This is a genomic window from Streptomyces sp. JH002, from assembly GCF_050916115.1.
Lineage (GTDB): Bacteria > Actinomycetota > Actinomycetes > Streptomycetales > Streptomycetaceae > Streptomyces > Streptomyces xiamenensis.
On record NZ_CP087989.1, the window covers coordinates 1,581,598 to 1,602,392 of the forward strand.

General features: G+C 70.6%; 18 protein-coding genes. 11 read left to right on the forward strand and 7 right to left on the reverse strand.

The window, feature by feature from the left end; all coding sequences use genetic code 11:
- Positions 1-3: 3 nt before the first annotated feature.
- The 5 genes from H7827_RS06695 to H7827_RS06715 form a co-directional block, all read right to left on the reverse strand.
- Positions 4-1,104: an ABC transporter ATP-binding protein gene (locus H7827_RS06695; RefSeq protein WP_432743399.1), complete on the reverse strand. Its 1,101-nt coding sequence runs from the start codon at positions 1,102-1,104 to the stop codon at positions 4-6.
- Positions 1,101-2,111 carry an ABC transporter ATP-binding protein gene (locus H7827_RS06700; RefSeq protein WP_030733713.1) on the reverse strand — a complete coding sequence of 337 codons (1,011 nt, stop codon included), beginning with the start codon at positions 2,109-2,111 and terminating at the stop codon, positions 1,101-1,103. The genes H7827_RS06695 and H7827_RS06700 overlap by 4 nt, the downstream gene beginning before the upstream one ends.
- A gap of 5 nt (positions 2,112-2,116) precedes the next feature.
- Positions 2,117-3,067: an ABC transporter permease gene (locus H7827_RS06705; RefSeq protein ID WP_262833935.1), complete on the reverse strand. Its 951-nt coding sequence runs from the start codon at positions 3,065-3,067 to the stop codon at positions 2,117-2,119.
- A complete protein-coding gene (locus tag H7827_RS06710) occupies positions 3,067-4,071 on the reverse strand; it encodes an ABC transporter permease (RefSeq protein ID WP_200364009.1) in 1,005 nt (334 codons plus the stop codon). Before H7827_RS06710 ends, H7827_RS06705 begins: the two co-directional genes overlap by 1 nt.
- Before the next feature lie 102 nt (positions 4,072-4,173).
- Positions 4,174-5,847 carry an ABC transporter substrate-binding protein gene (locus tag H7827_RS06715; RefSeq protein WP_030733710.1) on the reverse strand — a complete coding sequence of 558 codons (1,674 nt, stop codon included), beginning with the start codon at positions 5,845-5,847 and terminating at the stop codon, positions 4,174-4,176.
- Positions 5,848-6,103: 256 nt separating this feature from the next.
- Here H7827_RS06715 and H7827_RS06720 point away from each other — a divergent pair, with 256 nt between their 5' ends.
- The 7 genes from H7827_RS06720 (at position 6,104) to H7827_RS06750 (ending at position 17,852) form a co-directional block, all read left to right on the forward strand.
- A complete protein-coding gene (locus tag H7827_RS06720; protein ID WP_386534589.1) occupies positions 6,104-8,149 on the forward strand; it encodes an alpha-1,4-glucan--maltose-1-phosphate maltosyltransferase in 2,046 nt (681 codons plus the stop codon).
- On the forward strand, positions 8,136-9,842 hold the full coding sequence (gene treS, locus H7827_RS06725) for a maltose alpha-D-glucosyltransferase (protein ID WP_386534587.1): 1,707 nt from the start codon (positions 8,136-8,138) through the stop codon (positions 9,840-9,842). Before H7827_RS06720 ends, treS begins: the two co-directional genes overlap by 14 nt.
- Before the next feature lie 211 nt (positions 9,843-10,053).
- Positions 10,054-11,502: a maltokinase N-terminal cap-like domain-containing protein gene (locus H7827_RS06730; protein ID WP_432743403.1), complete on the forward strand. Its 1,449-nt coding sequence runs from the start codon at positions 10,054-10,056 to the stop codon at positions 11,500-11,502.
- Positions 11,503-11,610: 108 nt separating this feature from the next.
- On the forward strand, positions 11,611-13,785 hold the full coding sequence (gene glgB, locus H7827_RS06735) for a 1,4-alpha-glucan branching enzyme (RefSeq protein WP_432743405.1): 2,175 nt from the start codon (positions 11,611-11,613) through the stop codon (positions 13,783-13,785).
- A 115-nt stretch (positions 13,786-13,900) separates the two neighbouring features.
- Positions 13,901-15,445 (forward strand): SLC13 family permease, encoded by a 1,545-nt coding sequence (locus H7827_RS06740; RefSeq protein WP_432743407.1) that lies wholly within the window; start codon positions 13,901-13,903, stop codon positions 15,443-15,445.
- A 125-nt stretch (positions 15,446-15,570) separates the two neighbouring features.
- On the forward strand, positions 15,571-17,172 hold the full coding sequence (locus H7827_RS06745) for a sensor histidine kinase (protein WP_432743410.1): 1,602 nt from the start codon (positions 15,571-15,573) through the stop codon (positions 17,170-17,172).
- The gene (locus tag H7827_RS06750; protein ID WP_386534572.1) at positions 17,169-17,852 is read left to right on the forward strand and encodes a response regulator; all 684 of its coding nucleotides are present in this window, start codon (positions 17,169-17,171) and stop codon (positions 17,850-17,852) included. Before H7827_RS06745 ends, H7827_RS06750 begins: the two co-directional genes overlap by 4 nt.
- Here the strand turns inward: H7827_RS06750 and H7827_RS06755 are convergent.
- Complete coding sequence (locus H7827_RS06755) at positions 17,782-18,303, reverse strand: winged helix-turn-helix domain-containing protein (RefSeq protein ID WP_432743412.1); 522 nt, start codon at positions 18,301-18,303, stop codon at positions 17,782-17,784. The two genes, H7827_RS06750 and H7827_RS06755, sit on opposite strands and share 71 nt — an antisense overlap.
- 68 nt (positions 18,304-18,371) lie before the next feature.
- On the opposite strand from H7827_RS06755, the gene def reads away from it, so the two are divergent.
- The 4 genes from def to H7827_RS06775 all read left to right on the forward strand — a co-directional run bounded on the left by def (position 18,372) and on the right by H7827_RS06775 (position 19,929).
- Positions 18,372-18,977 (forward strand): peptide deformylase, encoded by a 606-nt coding sequence (def, locus tag H7827_RS06760; protein ID WP_386534567.1) that lies wholly within the window; start codon positions 18,372-18,374, stop codon positions 18,975-18,977.
- Positions 18,978-19,127: 150 nt separating this feature from the next.
- On the forward strand, positions 19,128-19,265 hold the full coding sequence (locus H7827_RS06765; RefSeq protein ID WP_158708042.1) for a hypothetical protein: 138 nt from the start codon (positions 19,128-19,130) through the stop codon (positions 19,263-19,265).
- A complete protein-coding gene (locus H7827_RS06770; protein ID WP_432743415.1) occupies positions 19,262-19,507 on the forward strand; it encodes a hypothetical protein in 246 nt (81 codons plus the stop codon). The genes H7827_RS06765 and H7827_RS06770 overlap by 4 nt, the downstream gene beginning before the upstream one ends.
- A 41-nt stretch (positions 19,508-19,548) precedes the next feature.
- Positions 19,549-19,929: a VOC family protein gene (locus tag H7827_RS06775; RefSeq protein ID WP_030733699.1), complete on the forward strand. Its 381-nt coding sequence runs from the start codon at positions 19,549-19,551 to the stop codon at positions 19,927-19,929.
- Here the strand turns inward: H7827_RS06775 and H7827_RS06780 are convergent.
- Entirely contained in the window at positions 19,887-20,795 is a 909-nt protein-coding gene (locus tag H7827_RS06780; RefSeq protein WP_432747947.1) for a Vgb family protein, read from the reverse strand. The genes H7827_RS06775 and H7827_RS06780 overlap by 43 nt on opposite strands.

Here is a 20,795-nt window from a genome sequence, read left to right on the forward strand (position 1 = left end):
CCATCAGGACGGTACGGTCGCGGCCGGTTCGCCCTCCTCGCCGTCACCGGCGGGCGGTCCCGCCTCGACATCGACGAGGACCGGCGGAGCCAGCTCCGAGGTCGGACGCAGCGAGCCGTCCGCGATCTGCGCCGCGTAGTGGCAGGCCACCCGGTGGCCGTCGCCGGTGTCGGTCAGCTCGGGCCGCTCGGTGTCGCAGCGGGTCGGCTGCCGCCAGGGGCAGCGGGTGTGGAAGCGGCAGCCGGTGGGCGGGTTGGCCGGGGAGGGCAGATCGCCGCGGAGCAGGATGCGTTCGCGGCGGTCCTCCACCTCCGGGTCGGGCACCGGTACCGCCGACATCAGCGCGCGGGTGTACGGGTGGCGCGGCTCGGCGTACAGCGCGTCGGAGGGCGCCTCCTCGACCAGCGCGCCCAGGTACATCACGCCGATGACGTCGGAGATGTGCCGCACCACGGCCAGGTCGTGGGCGATGACCAGATAGGTCAGGCCCAGCGATTCCTGGAGTTCTTCCAGCAGGTTGATGACCTGTGCCTGGATGGAGACGTCCAGCGCCGAGACCGGCTCGTCGCAGATGATCACATCGGGTTCCAGGACCAGGGCCCTGGCGATGCCGATGCGCTGCCGCTGCCCGCCGGAGAACTCGTGCGGGTAGCGGGAGAGCGCGGAGTGCGGCAGCCCGACCTTGGTCAGAATCTCCTTGATCCGCTCGCGCCGCTCGTTCCGGTCGGCGCCGATGCCGTGCGCCGCCATGCCCTCGGCGAGGATCGACTCGATGTTCTGCCGGGGGTTGAGCGAGCCCAGCGGGTCCTGGAAGACCATCTGGAGCCGGCGCCTGGCGCGCCGCATCTCCTCCTCGGGCAGCTGGGCCAGGTCCGTGCCGTCGAAGACGACGGAGCCCGAGGTGATGTCGTTCAGCCGCAGCACCGCCCGGCCCAGGGTGGTCTTGCCGCAGCCCGACTCCCCCACCAGACCGTAGGTCTGACCGGCGGTCACGGACAGCGAGACGCCGTCCACCGCGTACACATGGCCCACGGTGCGGTCGAAGAGGATGCCGCGTTTGACGGGGAAGTGGACCTTCACGTCGTCGAGTTCGAGCAGGCTCACCGGTCCGCTCCTTCCTTGCCTGTCGCCGCCACGGGGTGGACGCAGCGCACCTGGTGGCCCGCGGAGTGCGGTTCGGTCAGCTGAGGGGTGCCGTTCAGGCACTGCTCGGAGTAGAAGTCGCAGCGCGGGGCGAAGGCGCAGCCGTCGCTCCAGGCGATGGTGTCGCTGATGGAGCCGCGGATCGGGTTCAGCGGTTCGCCGCGCGGCGCGTCCAGGCGCGGTATGGAGCCCAGCAGCCCGTGCGCGTACGGGTGGGTCGGCGCGGCGAACAGCGGGCGGCGTTCGGCGGCCTCCACCACCTTGCCCGCGTACAGCACGTTGACCCGGTCGCACAGGCCGGCGACCACGCCCATGTCGTGGGTGATCATCAGCAGCGCGGTGCCCTGCTGGTCGACGAGTTCCTTGAGGAGTTCGAGGATCTGCGCCTGGATGGTGACGTCGAGGGCGGTGGTCGGCTCGTCCGCGATGAGCAGCTGCGGCGCGCAGGCGACGGCCATGGCGATCAGCGCGCGCTGCCGCATCCCGCCGGACAGCTGGTGCGGGTACTCCTTGAGCCGCCGGGTCGGGTCGGGGATGCCGACCCGCTCCAGCAGGGCGGCGGCCTCCTTGCGGGCGGCCTCGCCGCGCAGACCGCGGTGCCGGGTGAGGATCTCGGTGACCTGGAGCCCGATCGGGATGACCGGGTTGAGGGAGGACAGCGGGTCCTGGAAGATCATCGCCAGCTTGCTGCCACGCAGGTCGCGCAGCTGCTCACGCCGCAGCCCCAGCAGGTCGGTGCCCTCGAAGGCGGCACGGCCGCCGACGGTGACGCCCTTCTTGGGCAGCAGCCCCATCAGGGCGAGCGAGGTGACGCTCTTCCCGCAGCCCGACTCTCCGACCAGGCCGGTGACCTGGCCGCGCGCCACGTCGAAGGAGACCCCGGAGACCGCGCGGACATCGGTGCGGCCCCGGCCGGTGAAGGTGACCGTGAGGTCTTCCACGCTCAGCAGTGGTGGTTCCGGTGGCATGCTCATCAGCTCCGCAGTTTCGGGTCGAGGGCTTCGCGCATCGCCTCGCCCAGCAGGGTGAAGCCCAGTGCGGTGATGATGATGCCGAGCGCCGGGTAGAGCGCCATCATCGGCGCGTGGTCGAAGTACGGCTGGGCCTGCACGAGCATGACGCCCCATTCGGGCTGGGCGGCGTCCGGGTTGCCCAGGCCGAGGTAGGACAGGGCGGCGGCCTCGATGATGGCGGTGGCCAGCGCGAGGGTGGACTGCACGATGACCGGGCCCAGGGAGTTGGGCAGCACGTGCGCGGTGACGATGCGCCGGCGGCGTACGCCCAGGGAGCGGGCGGCCAGCACGTAGTCGGAGTTGGACTGCGCGAGCATGGAGCCGCGCAGCAGCCGGGCGAAGATCGGGATCTGCGCCACCCCGACCGCGATCATCACCGTGGTCAGCGACTGGCCCAGGATGGCCGCGATGCTGACGGCCAGCAGCAGCGAGGGCAGCGCCAGCACCATGTCGATGAAGCGCATGACGGCGGTGTCGATGCGCCGGCCGATCTTGCCGCCGAAGGCGAGCGCGGCGCCGGACAGGCCGCCGATCAGCGCGCCGGCGGTGAAGCCGAGCAGGGTGGCGACGATGCCGACGAGCAGGGTCTGGCGGGCGCCGACCAGCATCCGGGAGAACTGGTCGCGGCCCAGGTGGTCCAGGCCCAGCCAGTTCTCGGAACGGGAGCCGACGAAGGTGTTCTGGTTGGGGAACACCTCGCCGCGCCACTGCAGGATCGGGTTGTGCGGGGCGATCCAGGGGCCGATGATCGCCAGCACGATGAAGACGGCGATGATGACGCCGCCGATCAGCGCCATCTTGGAGGAACGCAGCCGGCGCAGCGCCTCGGTCCACAGGCTGGCGCCGGCGGTGGACTCGCGCTGGGCGGTCAGCTCGGCGAGCCGGTCGATTTTTGTGGTCTTGGTACTCATCAGTGCACCCGCACCCTCGGGTCGATCAGGCTGTACGCCAGGTCCACCAGCAGATTGATGACGACATAGAGCAGTGCGATGAACATGATGAAGCCCATGAGCACGGGATAGTCACGGCCGTCGATGGCGGTGCGCAGGAAGTTTCCGATGCCGTTGAAGGCGAAGACGGATTCGGTGAGCACGGCGCCGGACAGCAGTTGTCCGGTGAGCAGGCCGATGGTGGTGACGACCGGCAGCAGGGCGTTGCGCAGCACGTGCCGGGCGCGGACGACCTGCCGCTTGAGGCCCTTGGACTCGGCGGTGCGCACGTAGTCCTCGCTGAGCACCTCCAGGACGGAGGCGCGGGTCATCCGCACGATGATCGCCAGCGGGATGGAGGCCAGGGCCAGCGAGGGCAGGATCAGGTGGGTGATCGCGTCCCATGAGGCGTCGAACTCGCCGGTGAGTATCCCGTCCAGGACCCGGAATCCGGTGACCTCGGTGGCGTTGATGTCGTTGGATTGCCGCCCCACGCTGGGCAGCCAGCCGAGGTTGACGGCGAAGACGGCCTTCAGGAGGAAGGCGAGGAAGAAGACGGGGATGCAGATGCCCAGCAGGGAACCGGAGACCGCGCCGACGTCCAGCCAGGTGCCGCGCCGGGCGGCGGCCAGGTAGCCCAGCGGGATGCCGACGATGACGGCGATGAGCAGGGCGGTCAGGCCGAGTTCGACGGTGGCCGGGAAGCGGGTGGTGAACTCCTCCCACACCGGGCGGCCGGTCTGGACGGAGGTTCCGAGGTCGAGGGAGACGAGACGGCGCAGGAACCGGCCGTACTGCACGAGCACGGGCTGGTCCAGGCCGAGGGCGGCCTCGATCTGCCGGCGGTCGGCCTCGGTGGCGCGCTCGCCCAGCAGGGCGGCGGTGGGGCCGCCGGGCAGGCGGTTGAGCCACAGGAAGAGCAGCACCGACAGGCCCGCCAGCGTGGGTATCAGCTGGAGGAGCCGGCGCACGATGAGACGCAACACCTTGAGGTCAACGCCCCTTTCTTGCTTGTCGGACCACACCGCCGCCCGGCCACGGGTGATGACGCGTGGCCGGGCGGCGGGAGGAACCGGCTGTCGGGTCCCCTACTTGAAGGACGCTTCGGAGAATTTCTCCTGCGTCAGCGGGGAGACGGTGGGCGGGTTGACATCGGCCGAGAAGGCGATCGACGGCGGGGAGGAGGAGATCGGCACGCCGGGCAGGAAGTCCATCACGAACTCGTTGGCCTCCTCGTACAGGGCGGTGCGGGCGTCGACGTCCGGCTCGGTGGAGGCGCGCTCCAGCAGGTCGAAGAGGTCCTGGTTCTCGAAGCCCCACTCCTTCTGGTACCCGGCGAACCAGGTGCCCAGGAAGTTGTAGCCGTCGTTGAAGTCGCCGGTCCAGCCGAGCAGGTACAGGTTGCAGCCGCCGTCACGGGTGACCTCGGTGTAGTCCGGGTTCCACTTGAGGGCCTTGGGCTGAACGGTGATCCCCACGGCCTCCAGGTCGGCGCGCAGCAGCTCGTACAGGTCGGCCGGGGACGGCATGTACGGGCGGGTGACCTCGGTCGGGTAGCAGAAGGTGAAGGTCAGGTCCTCCTCGCCGGAGTCGGCGAGCAACTGCTGGGCCAGCTCGGGGTCGTAGTCGTAGGTGGTGACGTTCTGCGAGTAGCCCTCGACCGTGTCGGGCATGAACTGGGTCGCCACCACGCCGCCCTCGGGCAGCTGGCTGTCGACGAGGTTCTGCCGGTCCAGGGCGTGCGCGACGGCGGTGCGCACCTCGGGGTTCTCCAGCGCCGGGTGGCTGTCCTGGGTGAACGCCAGGTAGAAGATGTTGAAGACGTCGCGGGTCGGGACCTGGAACCCGGCGTCGGAGAGGGTCTTCACATCGGCGGGCGCGACCAGGTCGTAGCCGTGGATGTCACCGCTCTGCAGCGCCTGGCGGCGGGCGGATTCCTCGGGGATGGTCTGGAAGACGAGCTTCTCGACCCCCGCCTTGTCGCCCCAGTAGTCGTCGAAGCGCTCGAGGGTGACCTCGCCGTTGCCCTTGTTCCAGCCGGTGGCCCGGAAGGGGCCGGAGCCCACGACGGTGCCGGCCTCCTGGCTGTAGCCGGGGAAGGTGATGGCGTCGCCCTCACCGCTGGCCTCGTCGGCGGCGTACGCCTCCAGGGCCGGGCCGGAGTGGATGCCGAACGCGGCGAGCGAGAAACCGCCGGGGTAGTTGGCGGAGGGCTCGGCGACCTCGATGACGGCCGTCAGGTCATCGGGGGCGGTGCAGCCGACGTAGTTCGGGTCCGGCGTCTCCTCGTTCTCGTTGTTCGCGAACCCACCGAAGATCGTCTGCCAGTAATAGGACAGTGTGGTGTTCTGGTAGGTGCCGGTCCAGTTGTACCAGCGGTCGAAGTTCGCGCAGACGACCTCACCCGTCAGGTCGGAACCGTCGTGGAACGTCACTCCGTCACGGAGGTTGAACGTCCACTCGGTGCCGGCGTCGTTGCTCTCCCACGTGTCGGCGAGGCCGCCCTCCATCTCGGAGGTGCCCGACTTGTGGTCGATCAGTGTTTCGAAGACCTGCCGGGTGATCCGGAAGCTCTCTCCATCACTGGCCAGCGAGGGGTCAAGGGAGGCGGGGTCGCCCGCGGCGCCGAAGACGAAGGTCTCGGTGGATCCGGACCCCTTGGAGTCTCCGTTGTCGCGGTCGCTGGAGCAGCCGGTCGCGATCACGCTGATCGCGAAGATGGCCGCGAGCATCCGCACGGCCTTGGGTCTTGCTATGGACATCGTCCACCTCGAAGGGTCGGTGGTGGTATGGCGTTTCGGTGGAGCGCACATTACTGCGCTAGTGCATAGCTGTGAACAGTGGAATGAACGGCGATACAGAGCTGAGACTTCACGCCCACTCACCCCCACACGGGTGAACGCGCCCCGAGGGCCGTAGGACGCAAACCCCCCAGCAAGTCACGAAACATATAGAAAGGACAAAGACACGAAGAGAACAGTAAATACCCACCTCCGACGCCTATGAGGTGATCCGCACATGATCGGTCGAATTCCCGTACTCGACGTCCAGCCGCGCATCGAATGCGGCAGACGGCCCGTCAAGGCCGTTCCGGGCGAGACGTTCCAGGTCAGCGCCACCGTCTTCCGGGAGGGAGCGGGCGCCGTGGGAGCGAATGTGGTGCTGCGCGACCCGGCGGGCCGCGGCGGCCCGTGGATCCCGATGCGCGAACTGGCGCCCGGCACCGACCGCTGGGGCGCGGACATCACCCCGGACGCCGAAGGCCGCTGGACGTACACGGTGGAGGCGTGGGCCGACCCGGTGGCCACCTGGCGGCACGCCGCGAAGATCAAGATCCCGGCCGGCATCGACACCGAACTGACGTTGCTCGAGGGATCGGCGCTGCTGCGCGAGGCGGCGGCCGGGGTGCCCAAGAGCGAGGGCCGGGAGATCATCGCGGTGGCCGCGGACGCGCTGGCCGACACCACCCTGTCCGGCGCCGCCCGGCTCGCCGCGGCGCTGGCCCCCGAGGTCACCACGGTGCTCGGCCGGCATCCCCTGCGTGAACTGATCAGCTCGGCACGCCCGATGCCGCTCATGGTGGAGCGCGAGCGGGCGCTGTTCGGATCGTGGTACGAGATGTTCCCGCGCTCGGAGGGCGCGGTGGTACGCCGGCACGCGCCCCCGGTCTCGGGCACCCTGCGCGGCGCGGCCCGCCGGCTGAAGGACATCGCGGCGATGGGCTTCGACGTGGTGTACCTGCCCCCGGTGCACCCGATCGGGACGGCGTTCCGCAAGGGTGCGAACGGGGCGCTGACGGCGGGCCCGGACGACGTCGGCTGCCCGTGGGCGATCGGTTCGGGGGACGGCGGGCACGACGCGATCCACCCGGACCTGGGAACGCTGGAGGATTTCGACCACTTCGTGGCGACGGCGCGGTCGCTCGACATGGAAGTGGCCCTGGATTTCGCACTCCAGTGCAGCCCTGATCACCCGTGGGTGAAACAGCATCCGGAGTGGTTCCACAAGCGCGCCGACGGCTCGATCGCCTTCGCCGAGAACCCGCCCAAGAAGTACCAGGACATCTACCCGATCTCCTTCGAACAGGATTTCCGCGGCCTGGTCACCGAGACGCTGCGCGTGCTGCGGTTCTGGATGGCGCACGGGGTACGCGTCTTCCGGGTGGACAATCCGCACACCAAACCGGTGGTGTTCTGGGAGAAGGTCATCGCGGAGATCAACCGCACCGACCCGGACGTCATCTTCCTGGCCGAGGCGTTCACCCGGCCCGCCATGATGCGCACGCTGGCGCAGATCGGCTTCCAGCAGTCGTACACCTACTTCACCTGGCGCACCACCAAGGCCGAGCTCACCGAGTACCTCACCGAGCTGAGCGGCGAGTCGGCCCCGTACATGCGGCCCAATTTCTTCGTGAACACGCCCGACATCCTGCACGCCTATCTGCAGACCGGCGGGCGCGCGGCCTTCGAGATCCGCGCCGTGCTCGCCGCCACGCTCTCCCCTTCGTGGGGGATGTACGCCGGCTACGAACTGTGCGAGGGCACGGCCGCCGGTCCCGGCTCCGAGGAGTACGCGGACTCCGAGAAGTATCAGCTGCGGCCACGGGACTGGGCCGCGGCCCGTAAATCGGGCAACAACATCATCCCTTTGATCGGGGCGCTCAACCGCTTGCGCCGGGCGCATCCGGCGTTGCGCCAGTTGCGCGATCTTCACTTCCACCGCACGAACAACGAGCACATCCTGGCCTACTCCAAGCGCACCCGGACACCGCACGCCGACACCGTGCTCATCGTGGTCAACCTCGATCCGCACCACACCCACGAAGCGACGGTCTCGTTGGACATGTCGGAACTCAAGGGGTGTGGTCTCACTTTCGCTCAGGAGAGTGGAGCCGAGCCCTTCCCGGTGTGCGACCAGCTCACCGGTGAGACCTATTACTGGGGCAGGGAAAATTATGTGCGGCTCGGTCCGGAGCGTGCGGACGCGCACACCCCGTCGGCGCACATCTTCGCCCTGCGACCGTCCTCACAGACCGGAGGGTCACCCACACATGAGCGTCAATGAGCCGGTCCTCGACACCTTCGAGGACACGCCAGCCCGCGACCGGGACCCTCAGTGGTTCAAGCGCGCGGTGTTCTACGAGGTCCTCGTCCGCTCCTTCCAGGACAGCAACGGGGACGGGGTCGGAGATCTCAAGGGCCTGACGTCGAAGCTCGACTATCTGCAATGGCTCGGGGTCGACTGCCTGTGGCTGCCGCCGTTCTTCGAATCACCCCTGCGGGACGGGGGCTACGACGTCTCCGACTACGGGGCGGTGCTTCCCGAGTTCGGCGATCTGGCGGACTTCGTGGAGTTCGTGGACGCCGCCCACAGCCGCGGCATGCGCGTCATCATCGACATGGTCATGAATCACACCAGCGATCAGCACCGCTGGTTCCAGGAGTCGCGCCGCGATCCGCAGGGCCCGTACGGCGACTACTACATGTGGGCCGACGACGACAAGGGCTATCCGGACGCCCGGATCATCTTCGTCGACACCGAGGCGTCCAACTGGACCTTCGACCCGGTGCGCAAGCAGTACTACTTCCACCGCTTCTTCTCGCACCAGCCGGATCTCAACTACGAGAACCCGGCGGTGCGCAAGGAGATGATCGCCGCCCTGCGATTCTGGCTCGACCTGGGCATCGACGGCTTCCGGCTCGACGCGGTGCCGTACCTGTACGCCGAGGAGGGCACCAACTGCGAGAACCTCCCGGCCTCGCACAACTTCCTCAAAGAGGTGCGGGCCGAGATCGACCGCGACTATCCGGACACGGTGCTGCTGGCCGAGGCCAATCAGTGGCCGGAGGACGTCGTCGACTACTTCGGCGACTACGCCAAGGGCGGCGACGAATGCCACATGGCGTTCCACTTCCCGGTGATGCCGCGCATCTTCATGGCGGTGCGCCGCGAATCGCGCTATCCGGTCTCGGAAATCCTCGCCAAGACCCCGCAGATCCCCTCCGGCTGCCAGTGGGGGATCTTTCTGCGCAACCACGACGAGCTGACCCTGGAAATGGTCACCGACGAGGAGCGCGACTACATGTACGCGGAGTACGCCAAGGACCCGCGGATGCGCGCCAACATCGGGATCCGGCGCCGGCTGGCCACCCTGCTGGACAACGACCGCAATCAGATCGAGCTGTTCACGGCGCTGCTGCTGTCCCTGCCCGGCTCACCGATCCTCTATTACGGGGACGAGATCGGGATGGGGGACAACATCTGGCTGGGCGACCGGGACGCGGTGCGCACCCCCATGCAGTGGACGCCGGACCGCAACGCCGGCTTCTCGACCTGTGACCCGGGGCGGCTCTTCCTGCCGACCATCATGGACCCGGTGCACGGGTACCAGGTCACCAATGTCGAGGCGGCGATGAGTTCACCGTCCTCGCTGCTGCACTGGACGCGGCGCATGGTGGAGATCCGCAAGCAGAATCCGGCGTTCGGCCTGGGGACGTACGCCGAACTGCCCTCGTCCAACCCCTCGGTGCTGGCCTTCCTGCGCGAGCACGGGGACGACCTGGTGCTGTGCGTGCACAACTTCTCCCGCTTCTCGCAGCCCACCGAGCTGGATCTGCGGATGTGGGAGGGGCGGTATCCGGTGGAACTCATCGGCGGGGTGCGGTTCCCCGCGATCGGCTCGCTGCCGTATCTGCTGACCCTGGCCGGGCACGGCTTCTACTGGTTCCGGCTGCGGCAGGGGACGGAGCCCATCTGAGCCGGCCGCGCGGGCGGGGGCGGCGTGCCTCCGCCCGGCGGTTCCGACCCGGCGCCGGCCCCGGTGCCGGCCCAATTCTGGCCCGGTTCTGGCACCCGCACGACTGTTCCTTTCACATCCTTTCGCGACACGTCCCGCTCCATCCCGACAACAAAGGCGTCAATACGGGACACTTCAGCACATAATCAAGTGTGCCCGGGGAAAGGACGCCATGTCGGAAAGCTCCTCGACCCGTGCTGCGGCCTCCTCATTTCCGTGGGGCCCTCCCCGGAACGACTCCGGGCAGGGCGAAGCGCTGCTGCGTTCGCTGACCGGGCCGCTGGCCCGCTGGCTGCCACGGCAGCGCTGGTTCGCCGGCAAGGGCCGGCCGCTGGCCGGGCTCAGTCTCCTGTCCGTCACCGAGCTGCTGCCGTGCAACGCGCCGGGGTACGCGCCGGGGCTGCTGCATCTGCTGGTGCGCACCCGGCAGTCGGGTCCGGTGGCCGCGGCGGGCGACTGCTACCAACTGCTGCTGGGGGTGCGCGCGGCGCTGCCCCCGGACCTGATGCCCGCCCTGGTGGGCCGCCCCTCCGAGGGCCCGTTGCAGGACCGGGCGGTGTACGAGGCGCTGTACGACCCCCTGCTGGCCGAGGTGCTGCTGGAGCGGCTGCGGACGCCGGGCCGGCTCGGCGCGCTGCGCTTCGACCGGGCGCCCGGCGCCGATCTGCCCTCGGGTCCCGGCGCGCGGGCGCTGACGGGTGAGCAGACGAACTCCTCCGTGGTGTACGGCGAGAGCCACATCCTCAAGCTGTTCCGCCGGGTCGCTCCCGGGTTGCACCCCGATCTGGAGCTGCCGCGCGCGCTGGCGGCGGCCGGCTGCGCCCGGGTGCCGGCGCCCTCGGCGTGGTTCGAGGCGTCCTGGCCGGGCGGGGAGAGCGAACCGCTGACGCTGGGAGTGCTCCAGCCGTATCTGGCCGGGTCCAGCGACGGCTGGCAGCTCGCGCTGCGCTCGCTCAGCGGCCGGGCCGACTTCAGCGCGGCGGCGCACGCGCTGGGGCGGACGATGGCGGAGGTGCACACCGCGCTGGCGCAGACGCTGCCGACCTCGATGCTGGACCGGGGTCAGCTGGAGCAGGCCGCGACCGCCATGAGCGAACGGCTGGCGGAGGCGGCCGTCGCCGTGCCGGCCCTGCGCCCGTACCGCACGGGTCTGGGGCGGGCCTACGAGGCGCTGGCCGGGTACGCCAGGGGCGGCGGCGCCTGCGTGGCGCAGCGGCTGCACGGCGATCTGCATCTGGGGCAGGTGCTGCGCTCGGGTGAGACGCCGCACTGGTCCGTCATCGATTTCGAGGGCGAGCCGGCCAGGCCGCTCGCGGACCGGCGCCGTCCCGGGCCGCCGGTGCGGGACATCGCGGGCATGCTGCGGTCCTTCGACTACGCCGCCTGCCAGCAGCAGGACGGCGGCTCCTGGGCGGCGGACTGGTCGCGGGCCAGCCGGAAGGCGTTCTGCCGGGGGTACGCGGCGGCCAGCGGCGCCGATCCGCTGAGCACGCCGGAACTGCTGCGTGCCTATGAGACGGACAAGGCCGTCTACGAGGTGCTGTACGAGGCCAGGCACCGTCCGCACTGGCTGCATGTGCCGATGACCGCGATCCGTCGGCTGGCCGCCGCCACCCCCTGACCGGCCGCCCGCCGCGCCTCCCCTTCTCCGTTCCGCGCCGCGCCGCCCCTCCCCCACGCCATTCCGCCCCGCCCTGCCCCGATCCTTTCTGCCTGAGGAGCACCCGCCGTGGAACGAGACCGCCTGCTGACGGGCGCGCACCATGATCCGCACGCCGTGCTGGGGGCGCACACGGCGCCCGATGGGGTGGTGATCCGCGTACTGCGGCCGGCGGCCCGCGCGGTGACGGTGGTGGCGGCCGGCGTGCGGACCGCGCTGAAGGACACCGGCGACGGCCTGTTCGAGGTGGTGCTGCCGCTGCCCGAGCCGCCCCGCTACCGGCTGCTGATCGCCCCGGCCGCCGGGGGGCCGCCCCGGGAGACGGAGGATCCGTACCGCTTTCTGCCCGCGCTCGGCGATCTTGATCTGCACCTGATCGCCGAGGGCCGCCACGAGCGGCTGTGGGAGGCGCTGGGCGCCCGGGTGATGACGCATCAGGGGGTGCGCGGGACCCGGTTCACGGTGTGGGCACCGCACGCCCGCGGGGTGCGGGTGGCCGGGGACTTCAACGACTGGGACGGCACCGGACATCCGCTGCGCTCGCTGGGCGCGAGCGGCGTGTGGGAGTTGTTCGTGCCCGGCGTGCGCGCCGGAGCGCGCTACAAGTTCGACATCTGCCGCCCGGACGGCAGCCATACCCTGCGCGCCGACCCGATGGCACGGCGCACCGAGTGCCCGCCCGCCAACGCCTCGGTGGTGCACGAGAGCCGCTACCGGTGGAGCGACGAGCGGTGGATGGCGCGGCGCGCCGGGCACGCCGCGCCCAGCGCGCCGATCTCCGTCTACGAACTCCACCTCGGTTCCTGGCGGCCGGGGCTGAACGCGCGGGAACTGGCGGAGCAGCTGCCCGCGTACGTACGGGACCTGGGCTTCACACACGTGGAACTCATGCCGCCCGCCGAGCACCCCTACGGACCCTCCTGGGGCTATCAGGTGACGGGCTTCTACGCGCCCACCGCCCGGCTCGGCTCGCCCGACGACTTCAAACACCTGGTGGACGCGCTGCACCGGGCGGGCATCGGGGTGCTGATGGACTGGGTGCCGGCGCACTTCCCCAAGGACGACTGGGCGCTGGCATGCTTCGACGGCGCGCCGTGCTACGAGCATCCGGACCCGGCGCGGGCCGAGCATCCGGACTGGGGGACGCTGGAGTTCGACTACGGGCGGCGCGAGGTACGCAACTTCCTGGTGGCCAACGCCCTGTACTGGTGCGAGGAGTACCACCTGGACGGGCTGCGGGTCGACGCGGTGGCCTCCATGCTCTACCTGGACTATTCGCGCGCGGAGGGCGAATGGACCCCCAATGAGCACGGCGGCCGGGAGAACCCGGACGCGGTGGCCTTCCTCCAGGAGATGAACGCCGCCGTGTACCGCCGGTGCCCCGGGGTGGTGACCATCGCGGAGGAGTCCACCGCCTGGGACGGGGTGACCCGGGCCACCGACCGGATCGGCGAGTCCGGGTTCGGCGGCCTGGGCTTCGGCTTCAAGTGGAACATGGGCTGGATGCACGACTCGCTGGTCTACCTGTCCAGGGATCCGGTGCATCGCGCGTACCACCACCACGAGATCACCTTCTCGATGGTGTACGCCTACGCCGAGAACTACGTACTGCCGATCTCCCACGACGAGGTGGTGCACGGCAAGCGCGCGCTGGTCAACAAGATGCCGGGCGACTGGTGGCAGCGGCGGGCCAACCACCGCGCGTACCTGGGCTTCATGTGGGCCCACCCCGGCAAACAGCTGCTGTTCATGGGGCAGGAGTTCGCGCAGGGCGCGGAGTGGTCGGAGGCGGAGGGCCCGCAGTGGTGGACGCTCGATCCCGGCTACGCGGCGGCCGGGGACCACGGCGGGGTGCGGGATCTGGTGCGCGAGCTGAACACGGTGTACCGGGCGACGCCCGCGCTGTGGGAGCGGGACACCGAACCGTCCGGGTTCGCGTGGATCGAGGCAGGCGCGGCGGTGGACAACGTGGTGGCGCACCTGCGGTTCGCGGCCGACGGCAGCCCGCTGATCTCGGTGAGCAACTTCTCCGCCGTGGTGCGCGAGGGCTACCGGCTGGGGGTGCCGGGGCACGTCCCGGCCTGGTCGGAGGTGCTCAACACGGACGAGCGCCGGTACGGGGGCGGCGGGGTGGTCAACAGCGAGCCGGTGAAGGCGGAGGCCCTGCCGTGGAACGGACGGGAGAGCAGTATCGCGCTCACCCTGCCGCCGCTGGCCACCCTCTGGCTGCGGCCGGTGCCCTGATCCCCCTGCGTCACTACAGGAACACGCGTGCGTCAACTCCCCCGCGACGGGGCAGTCTGACGCGCAAGCGATCACAGCGGAGTGATCGGCTGTGGTTGCGGGAGGACAGATACGCATGACGGCTTCCAGTGAGATCCGGACACCGGTGGGGGACAAGGCCCCCGACCAGGGCGTCCCCCGCGGGGTGTGGATCGGGCGCTTCCTCGGGCCGGTGCTGGCCCTGCTGACCTACGGGTTGCTGGCGGGCGACGAGACACTGCCCACCCCGGCCCGCACCACCGCAGCCGTCGTGGTCCTGGTGGCGGTGTGGTGGATGACCGAGGCGCTGCCGCTGCCGGCCACCTCGCTGATCCCGATCGTGGCGTTCCCGCTCCTGGGGGTGCTGGAAATCGGCGAGGCCACCGCGCCGTTCGCCCATCCCACGGTCTTCCTCTACATGGGCGGCTTCATCATCGCGCTGGCGATGCAGAAGTGGAATCTGCACAAGCGCATCGCGCTGCTGACCATGCGGGCCATCGGTACCCAGCCGTCGCGGCTCATCCTGGGCGTGATGGTGGCCACCGCGTTCATCAGCATGTGGGTCAACAACACGGCGACCGCGATGATGATGCTGCCCATCGGCACGAGCGTGCTGGCCATGGTGATGGCGCAGGACGGCGGGGGCGATGAGCAGACCGCGAAGGACCGGGCCAACTTCGCCACCGCGCTGATGCTGGCGATCGCCTACTCCGCTTCCATCGGCGGGCTCGCCACCCTGGTGGGCAGCCTGCCGAACCTGATCATGAAGGGGTTCGTCGAGCAGTCCTACGGTGTCACCATCGGTTTCATGGACTGGATGAAGCTCGCCCTTCCGGTGACGGTGCTCTTCCTGATCTTCACCTGGATCTATCTGACCCGGATCGCGTTCAAGGTGAAACTGTCCAATGTGGCCGGCGGCAGGGACGCGGTGCGCGAGGAACTGGCCGGTCTGGGCCCGATGTCGCGCGGCGAGTGGTCGGTGCTGGTGGTCTTCGCCTGCACCGTGACGCTGTGGCTCTTCCGCGACCAGCTGAGCGACTGGAGCGCGCTGACCGACGTGCTGCCGTTCATGGCGCACCTGACGGACGAGGGCATCGCGATCACCGCCGCCGTGATCCTCTTCCTGATCCCGGTGGACACCAGCGCCGGCGAGCACGCCATCGACTGGCGACGGGTGCAGGAGGGGATCCCGTGGGGGGTGCTGCTGCTCTTCGGCGGCGGACTCTCGCTCGCGCTGGCGGTCCAGGAGACCGGGCTGAGCGCGTACATCGGTGATCAGATGAACGGGCTGAAGGCGCTGCCGACCGTTCTGCTGATCGGCGCGGTGTGCGCCATCGTCCTGACGATCACCGAATTCACGAGCAACACCGCCACCGCGTCCACCTTCCTGCCGGTGATCGGCGGCGTGGCGGTGTCGATCGGCCTCGATCCCCTGCTTCTGCTCGTTCCCGTGGCGATGGCCTGCACCTGCGCCTTCATGCTGCCGGTCAGCACCCCACCCAACGCCATCGTCTTCGGCTCGGGCTACGTCACCATTCCGCAGATGGTGCGGGCGGGGATCTGGCTGAACGTCTTCGGCGTGGTGATGATCACCGCGATGGTCCTGCTGGTGGGGCCCTGGGCTCTGGGCATCCAGTTGTAGCCGCGGCGGTGCCGCGGCCGGGCGCGACGGCCGGCCGCGGCACGGTACGGGGCGGGCCCGGACCGGATGAACGGATCCCTGCCTACACTCGTTCCGAGGTTCGATATTTCGGCAGGTGCCCCAGCATGCGCGATTCCCGTGCCAGACGCTCACGGATGAGTCTGGCGCGACAGCTCTTCGCACTACAGATCGTGCTGCTCCTGCTGCTGGTGGTCACCAGCGCCGCCCTCGTCTTCCTCCAGGTGCGCAACGACAACCGCAAGGACACCGAGCACCAGGTCATGACGCTGGCCTCCGGCCTCGCCGAGCTGCCAGAGGTCCGGCGGGCGGTGACCGGGGACGATCCGTCCGCCGTACTCCAGCCGCTGGCCGAGTCGGTACGGCGCTCGACCGACACCGACTTCATCGTGTTCATGGCGCCCGACCGCACCCGGTACTCCCACACCTACCCGGAGCTGATCGGCGAGCGCTTCATCGGCTCCATCGACCGCGCCCTGGCGGGCGAGCCCTTCACGGAGAGCTACGAGGGGATGCTGGGGCCGTCCATCCGGGCCGTGGTCCCCATCACGGACGACCGGGGCGAGGTCAGCGCGCTGCTGTCCATCGGGGTCCTGCAGAAGAAGATCGGCGCCGAGCTGAGCCGGCGCCTCACTCCCGTGATCCCCATCTCGGCGGGCGCCCTGATGCTGGCCGGGGCCGGGTCCTGGCTGATCAGCCGGCGGCTCGACCGCCAGACGCTGGGCCTGGGCGCCGAGGAGATCACCAGGCTGTACGAGCATCACGACGCGGTCCTGCGCACCGTGCGCGAGGGCCTGCTGATCGTCTCCCCGCGCGGGAAGCTGATCCTGGTCAACGACCACGCCCGGCAGTTGCTGGGCCTGCCGGCCGACGCCGAGGGGCGGCCGGTGCAGGAGCTGGCCCTGTCCTCCCCCGTCGGGCCGCTGCTCACCTCTGGCTCCCCGGTGAGCGACCGGCTGTGCGTGTACGGCGACCGGGTGCTGGTGCTCAACCAGGAGCGGATCGAGAAGAACGGCCGCCGGCTGGGCACCGTGACCACGCTGCGCGACCACACCGAACTGGAGGTGCTGGCCGGTGAGCTGGACTCGGCGCGCGGCTTCGCCGAGGCGCTGCGCTCCCAGGCGCACGAGTCGGCGAACCGGCTGCACACCGTGGTCACCATGATTGAGCTGGGCCAGCCGGAGCGGGCGGTGGAGTTCGCCACCGTGGAGCTGGCCTCGGCGCAGGCGCTCGCCGACCGGCTCACCGACGAGGTCCAGGAGCCGGCGCTGGCCGCGCTGCTGCTGGGCAAGGCCGCGCAGGCGGCGGAGAAGGGCGTCGAGCTGGAGATCACCGACGACACGGCCGTCACCGAGGCCGGGATCGCGCCGCGCGATCTGGTGACGCTGGTCGGCAATCTCGTGGACAACGCCATCGAGGCGGCGCTGGCCGCCCCGCCGCCCCGCCGGGTCACCGTGACCGCGCGCACCGAGGAGGACTCCCTGCTGGTGCGGGTCTGCGATTCGGGCGCCGGGCTCGACGGGGAGGCGCTGGAATCCATGTTCACCCGCGGCTGGACCACCAAGACGGCCAGCGGGGCGCGCGGCCAGGGCCTGGGCCTGGCGCTGGTGCGCCAGGTCATCGACCGGTACGGCGGGGACGTCGAGGTCAGCGGTCACGCCGGGGCGGTCTTCACCGTACGTCTGTATCGAGGAACCACATCATCATGATCAGCACCCTCGTCGTCGAGGACGACCCCCGTATCGCGGACGCGCACGCCCAGTTCGTGGGGCGGGTGCCGGGATTCGCGGTGGCCGCCACGGTCCACCGGGGTTCGGAGGCACTGGACTTCGCGGAGCGGCATCCGGTGGATCTGGTGCTGCTGGACTTCTATCTGCCGGACATGACGGGCCTGGACGTGTGCCGGGGACTGCGGGCCCACGGGCAGCTGGCGGACATCATCGCGGTGACCTCGGCCCGGGACGTGCAGATCGTGCGCTCGGCGCTGGCGTACGGGGTGGTGCAGTACCTGCTGAAGCCGTTCACGTTCGCCGCCTTCCGCGACAAGCTGGAGCGGTACGCGGAGTACCGGCGGCAGTTGGTGGGGCACGGGCGCACCACGGCGCAGCAGGATCTGGACCGGGCGTTCGGCGCGCTGCGCGGCTCGGTGGGCGGGCCGCTGCCCAAGGGGATGAGCAATCAGACGCTGTCCTCGGTGGTGGACGCGCTGCGCGAGCACGCGCCACGCGGGCTGACCGCGTCCGAGACGGCGGACCGGCTGGGCATGGCGCGGGTGACGACGCGGCGCTATCTGGAGCATCTGGCGGACCAGGGCCTGGTCACCCGGCATCCCCGGTACGGGACGCAGGGCCGCCCCGAGCACGTGTACCACTGGAGTGATCCGGCGTAGCGTCCCAGCGCAGGGCGGCGGTGACGGGGACGGCGGCGGCCGGGCGGCCGCGCGGGTCCCGGTAGGGGTCGAGCAGTTCACGTATCCGGGCGGTGAGCTCCCGGCTCTCCTCGGGCGTCACGTGGAGCACGGCGCTGAACGACGCCTCGTCTGCCGGGCCGTCGCCGGACTCCGCGTCCCCCGCCACCTGGGGGAACCCGTCCCACGTCTCCCAGCGCAGCCGCCAGGGCCTGGCCCGCCCACCCGGGTGCGGCGCCTCCTCGATGAGCCGGTAGCGGGCGAGTTGCCGCAGGTGGAACGAGCACAGGCCGGAGCTGTACCCGAGCCGCCGCGCCGCCTCGGTGGAGGTGACGGTGCCGGCTTCGGCGAGCAGGTCGAGCAGGGCGATCCGTACGGGGTGGTCGGGGAGCGGGGAGGCGGGGCGGTCCCGGCCGCTGTCACTGGTGCGCACTTTGCAAAGTCTGCTACTTTGCAAAGTTCTGGGTCAAGTCATCGCGCGACGAAGGGGAATGACCTGCCATGACGGGGACGACGGTGCGCAGGATCACCGTGCTGGGCGAGGAGATCCTGCGCCGCGAGTGCCGGGAGGCCGGCCCTGAGTTCGGCACGCCGGAGCTGAGCCGGCTCATCGAGGACATGTTCGCCACCCTGGCGGTGGCGGAGGGCGCGGGCCTGGCGGCCAATCAGGTCGGCGTGGATCTGCGCCTGTTCATCTGGGACATGGAGGACGAGTGGGGAACCCGCCACCGCGGCCACCTCCTCAACCCCGTGCTGGCCCCGCTGCCGGCCGCGCGGCGGCGGCTCGCCGAGGAGCCGGAGGGGTGTCTGTCGGTACCCGGCCCCTACATGACCGTGGCCAGGCCGGATCTGGCCGTGGTGCACGGCAGGGACCGCGACGGCGAGCCCCTGACGGTGGAGGGGCACGGCTACTTCGCCCGCTGCCTCCAGCACGAGAGCGACCATCTGAGCGGGCGGCTGTACGTGGACCGGCTCTCCCAGCGGGAGCGCAAGCGGGCGCTGCGCGCGATGGAGGAGCAGCGGGAGAGCGTATTCGCGCGCCGGGCGGCCCGGGAGGAGGCATGGCGGGCGGAAGGGCGCACGCGGGAGGGGCGGACGCACACATAACAGCGCCCCCACACGCCCCCTCTTCACAACCTGTTCGCCGCCAAATCGCTGCCGTGCTCCGTACGGTCGCGGTACGGTTGCTCTGCGCCACCACAAGTGTCGCCCTCGCGAGGCCGCTTCCCCCGCTCACCGGAGAAGGGCACCCCCGGCATGACCCCCGCACCAACCCCTCCCCCCGCCGTTCCCCCCGCCACCACCCGTACCTCGGACAAGCTGCGCGCCCAGGTCAGAAGGGCGAACGCGCTCAGCGCCGCCAACCGCCTCAGCAAGGAGGGCGGTGCCAAGTGACCCGCGCCGTGCTTCAGTTCCAGGCGTGGAGCGTCGCCCCGGACGAGGAACCGGACGCCGAGCCCATCACCTTCGGTGCGCAGTGCGCGGTGTGCCTGCGCACGTCCTCCCACTCGACCCTCCAGCAGGACGTGGCGGACTGGGTACGTGACCACGCCGCCCGCAACCCCTCCCACCACAGCTACCGGGAGCTGATCCAGCGTCCGCTGCGCGCCTGGATGCCGCACACCGTCAACCCCTGACGCCCTGGACGGGGTGCGGGAGGCGCTGTCAGGCTGATCCGATGCTGCTGCGACTGACCGCCACCGTCCTTGAGGCCCCCGACGCCAATGAACTGGCGGCCTTCTACCGCCGGCTGCTCGGCTGGGCCACGCTTCAGGAGGAGACGGGCTGGGTCCGGCTGGCACCCCCGGGCGGCGGCGCGGGCATCTCCTTCAGCACCGACCCGGACTTCGTCCGCCCGGTGTGGCCGGCGGCGCGGGGCGACCAGCGCATGACGCAGCATCTGGACATCGAGGTCGATGACCTGGCCGCCGCGGGGGCACATGCCCGCTCCTGCGGCGCGGTTCCGGCCGAGTACCAGCCGCAGGAGGACGTCCGGGTCTACTTCGACCCGGCCGGTCACCCGTTCTGTCTGTGGGTGGAGCGCAGCCGCGCCAGCTGACCGGTTTCCAGGGCCACCCACAGCGCGCCGTCCGCGGTGCCGGCCAGCCCGTGCGGCTCGGACGCCGGGTCCGGCAGCGGATGGTGGCGGAACTCCCCGCCGGGCGTGATGTGCCCGATCCGCCCGGCCCCCCACTCCGTGAACCAGCAGCCGTCGCCCGCCGGGTCGGCGGTGATCGCGTGCGGCTTGGCGCCGGGATCGGGCAGCGGGAACTCGGTGATCTCCCCGCCGGTGGTGATCCGCCCGATCCGGCCGGCGGCGATCTCGGCGAACCACAGGGCCCCGTCGGGCCCGGCCGTGATGCCCACGGGGCCGGCGGCCCCGGTGGGCAGGGGGTGGAGGGTGACCGCGCCGTCGAGCGTGATCCGGGCGATGGCGCCCGCCTGGTTGAGCGTGCACCACAGCGCGCCGTCCGGGCCTGCGGCGATGGCGGAGGGGGCGGCGCCCGTGGTGCCCAGCGGGAATTCGGTGATCCGCCCCTCGGGGGTGATCCGGCCGACCAGGTCCGCGTTGATCGCCGCGTACCACAGCGCTCCGTCCGGTCCCGCGGTGATGCCGTACGGGCCGCACGCCGGTGTGGGCAGGGTGTACGAGGTGGCACGGCCGCCGGTGGTGATCCGGCCGACGCGGTGGTCGCGCCCCCGGCTGAACCAGAGCGCCCCGTCGGGCCCCGGGGCGATGATCATCGGCCCGGACTCGGCGGAGTCCAGCGGGTGGCGGTCGAGGGCGCCGGTGGCCGGGTCGAAGCGGGCGATCTCCCCGCTGCCGGTGAGCGTCACCCACAGCGCGCCGTCGGGGCCCTCGGTGATGCCGTACGGGGCGGTGCCCGCGAGACCGGGCGCGAACAGGTCGATGGCGGTGTGCAT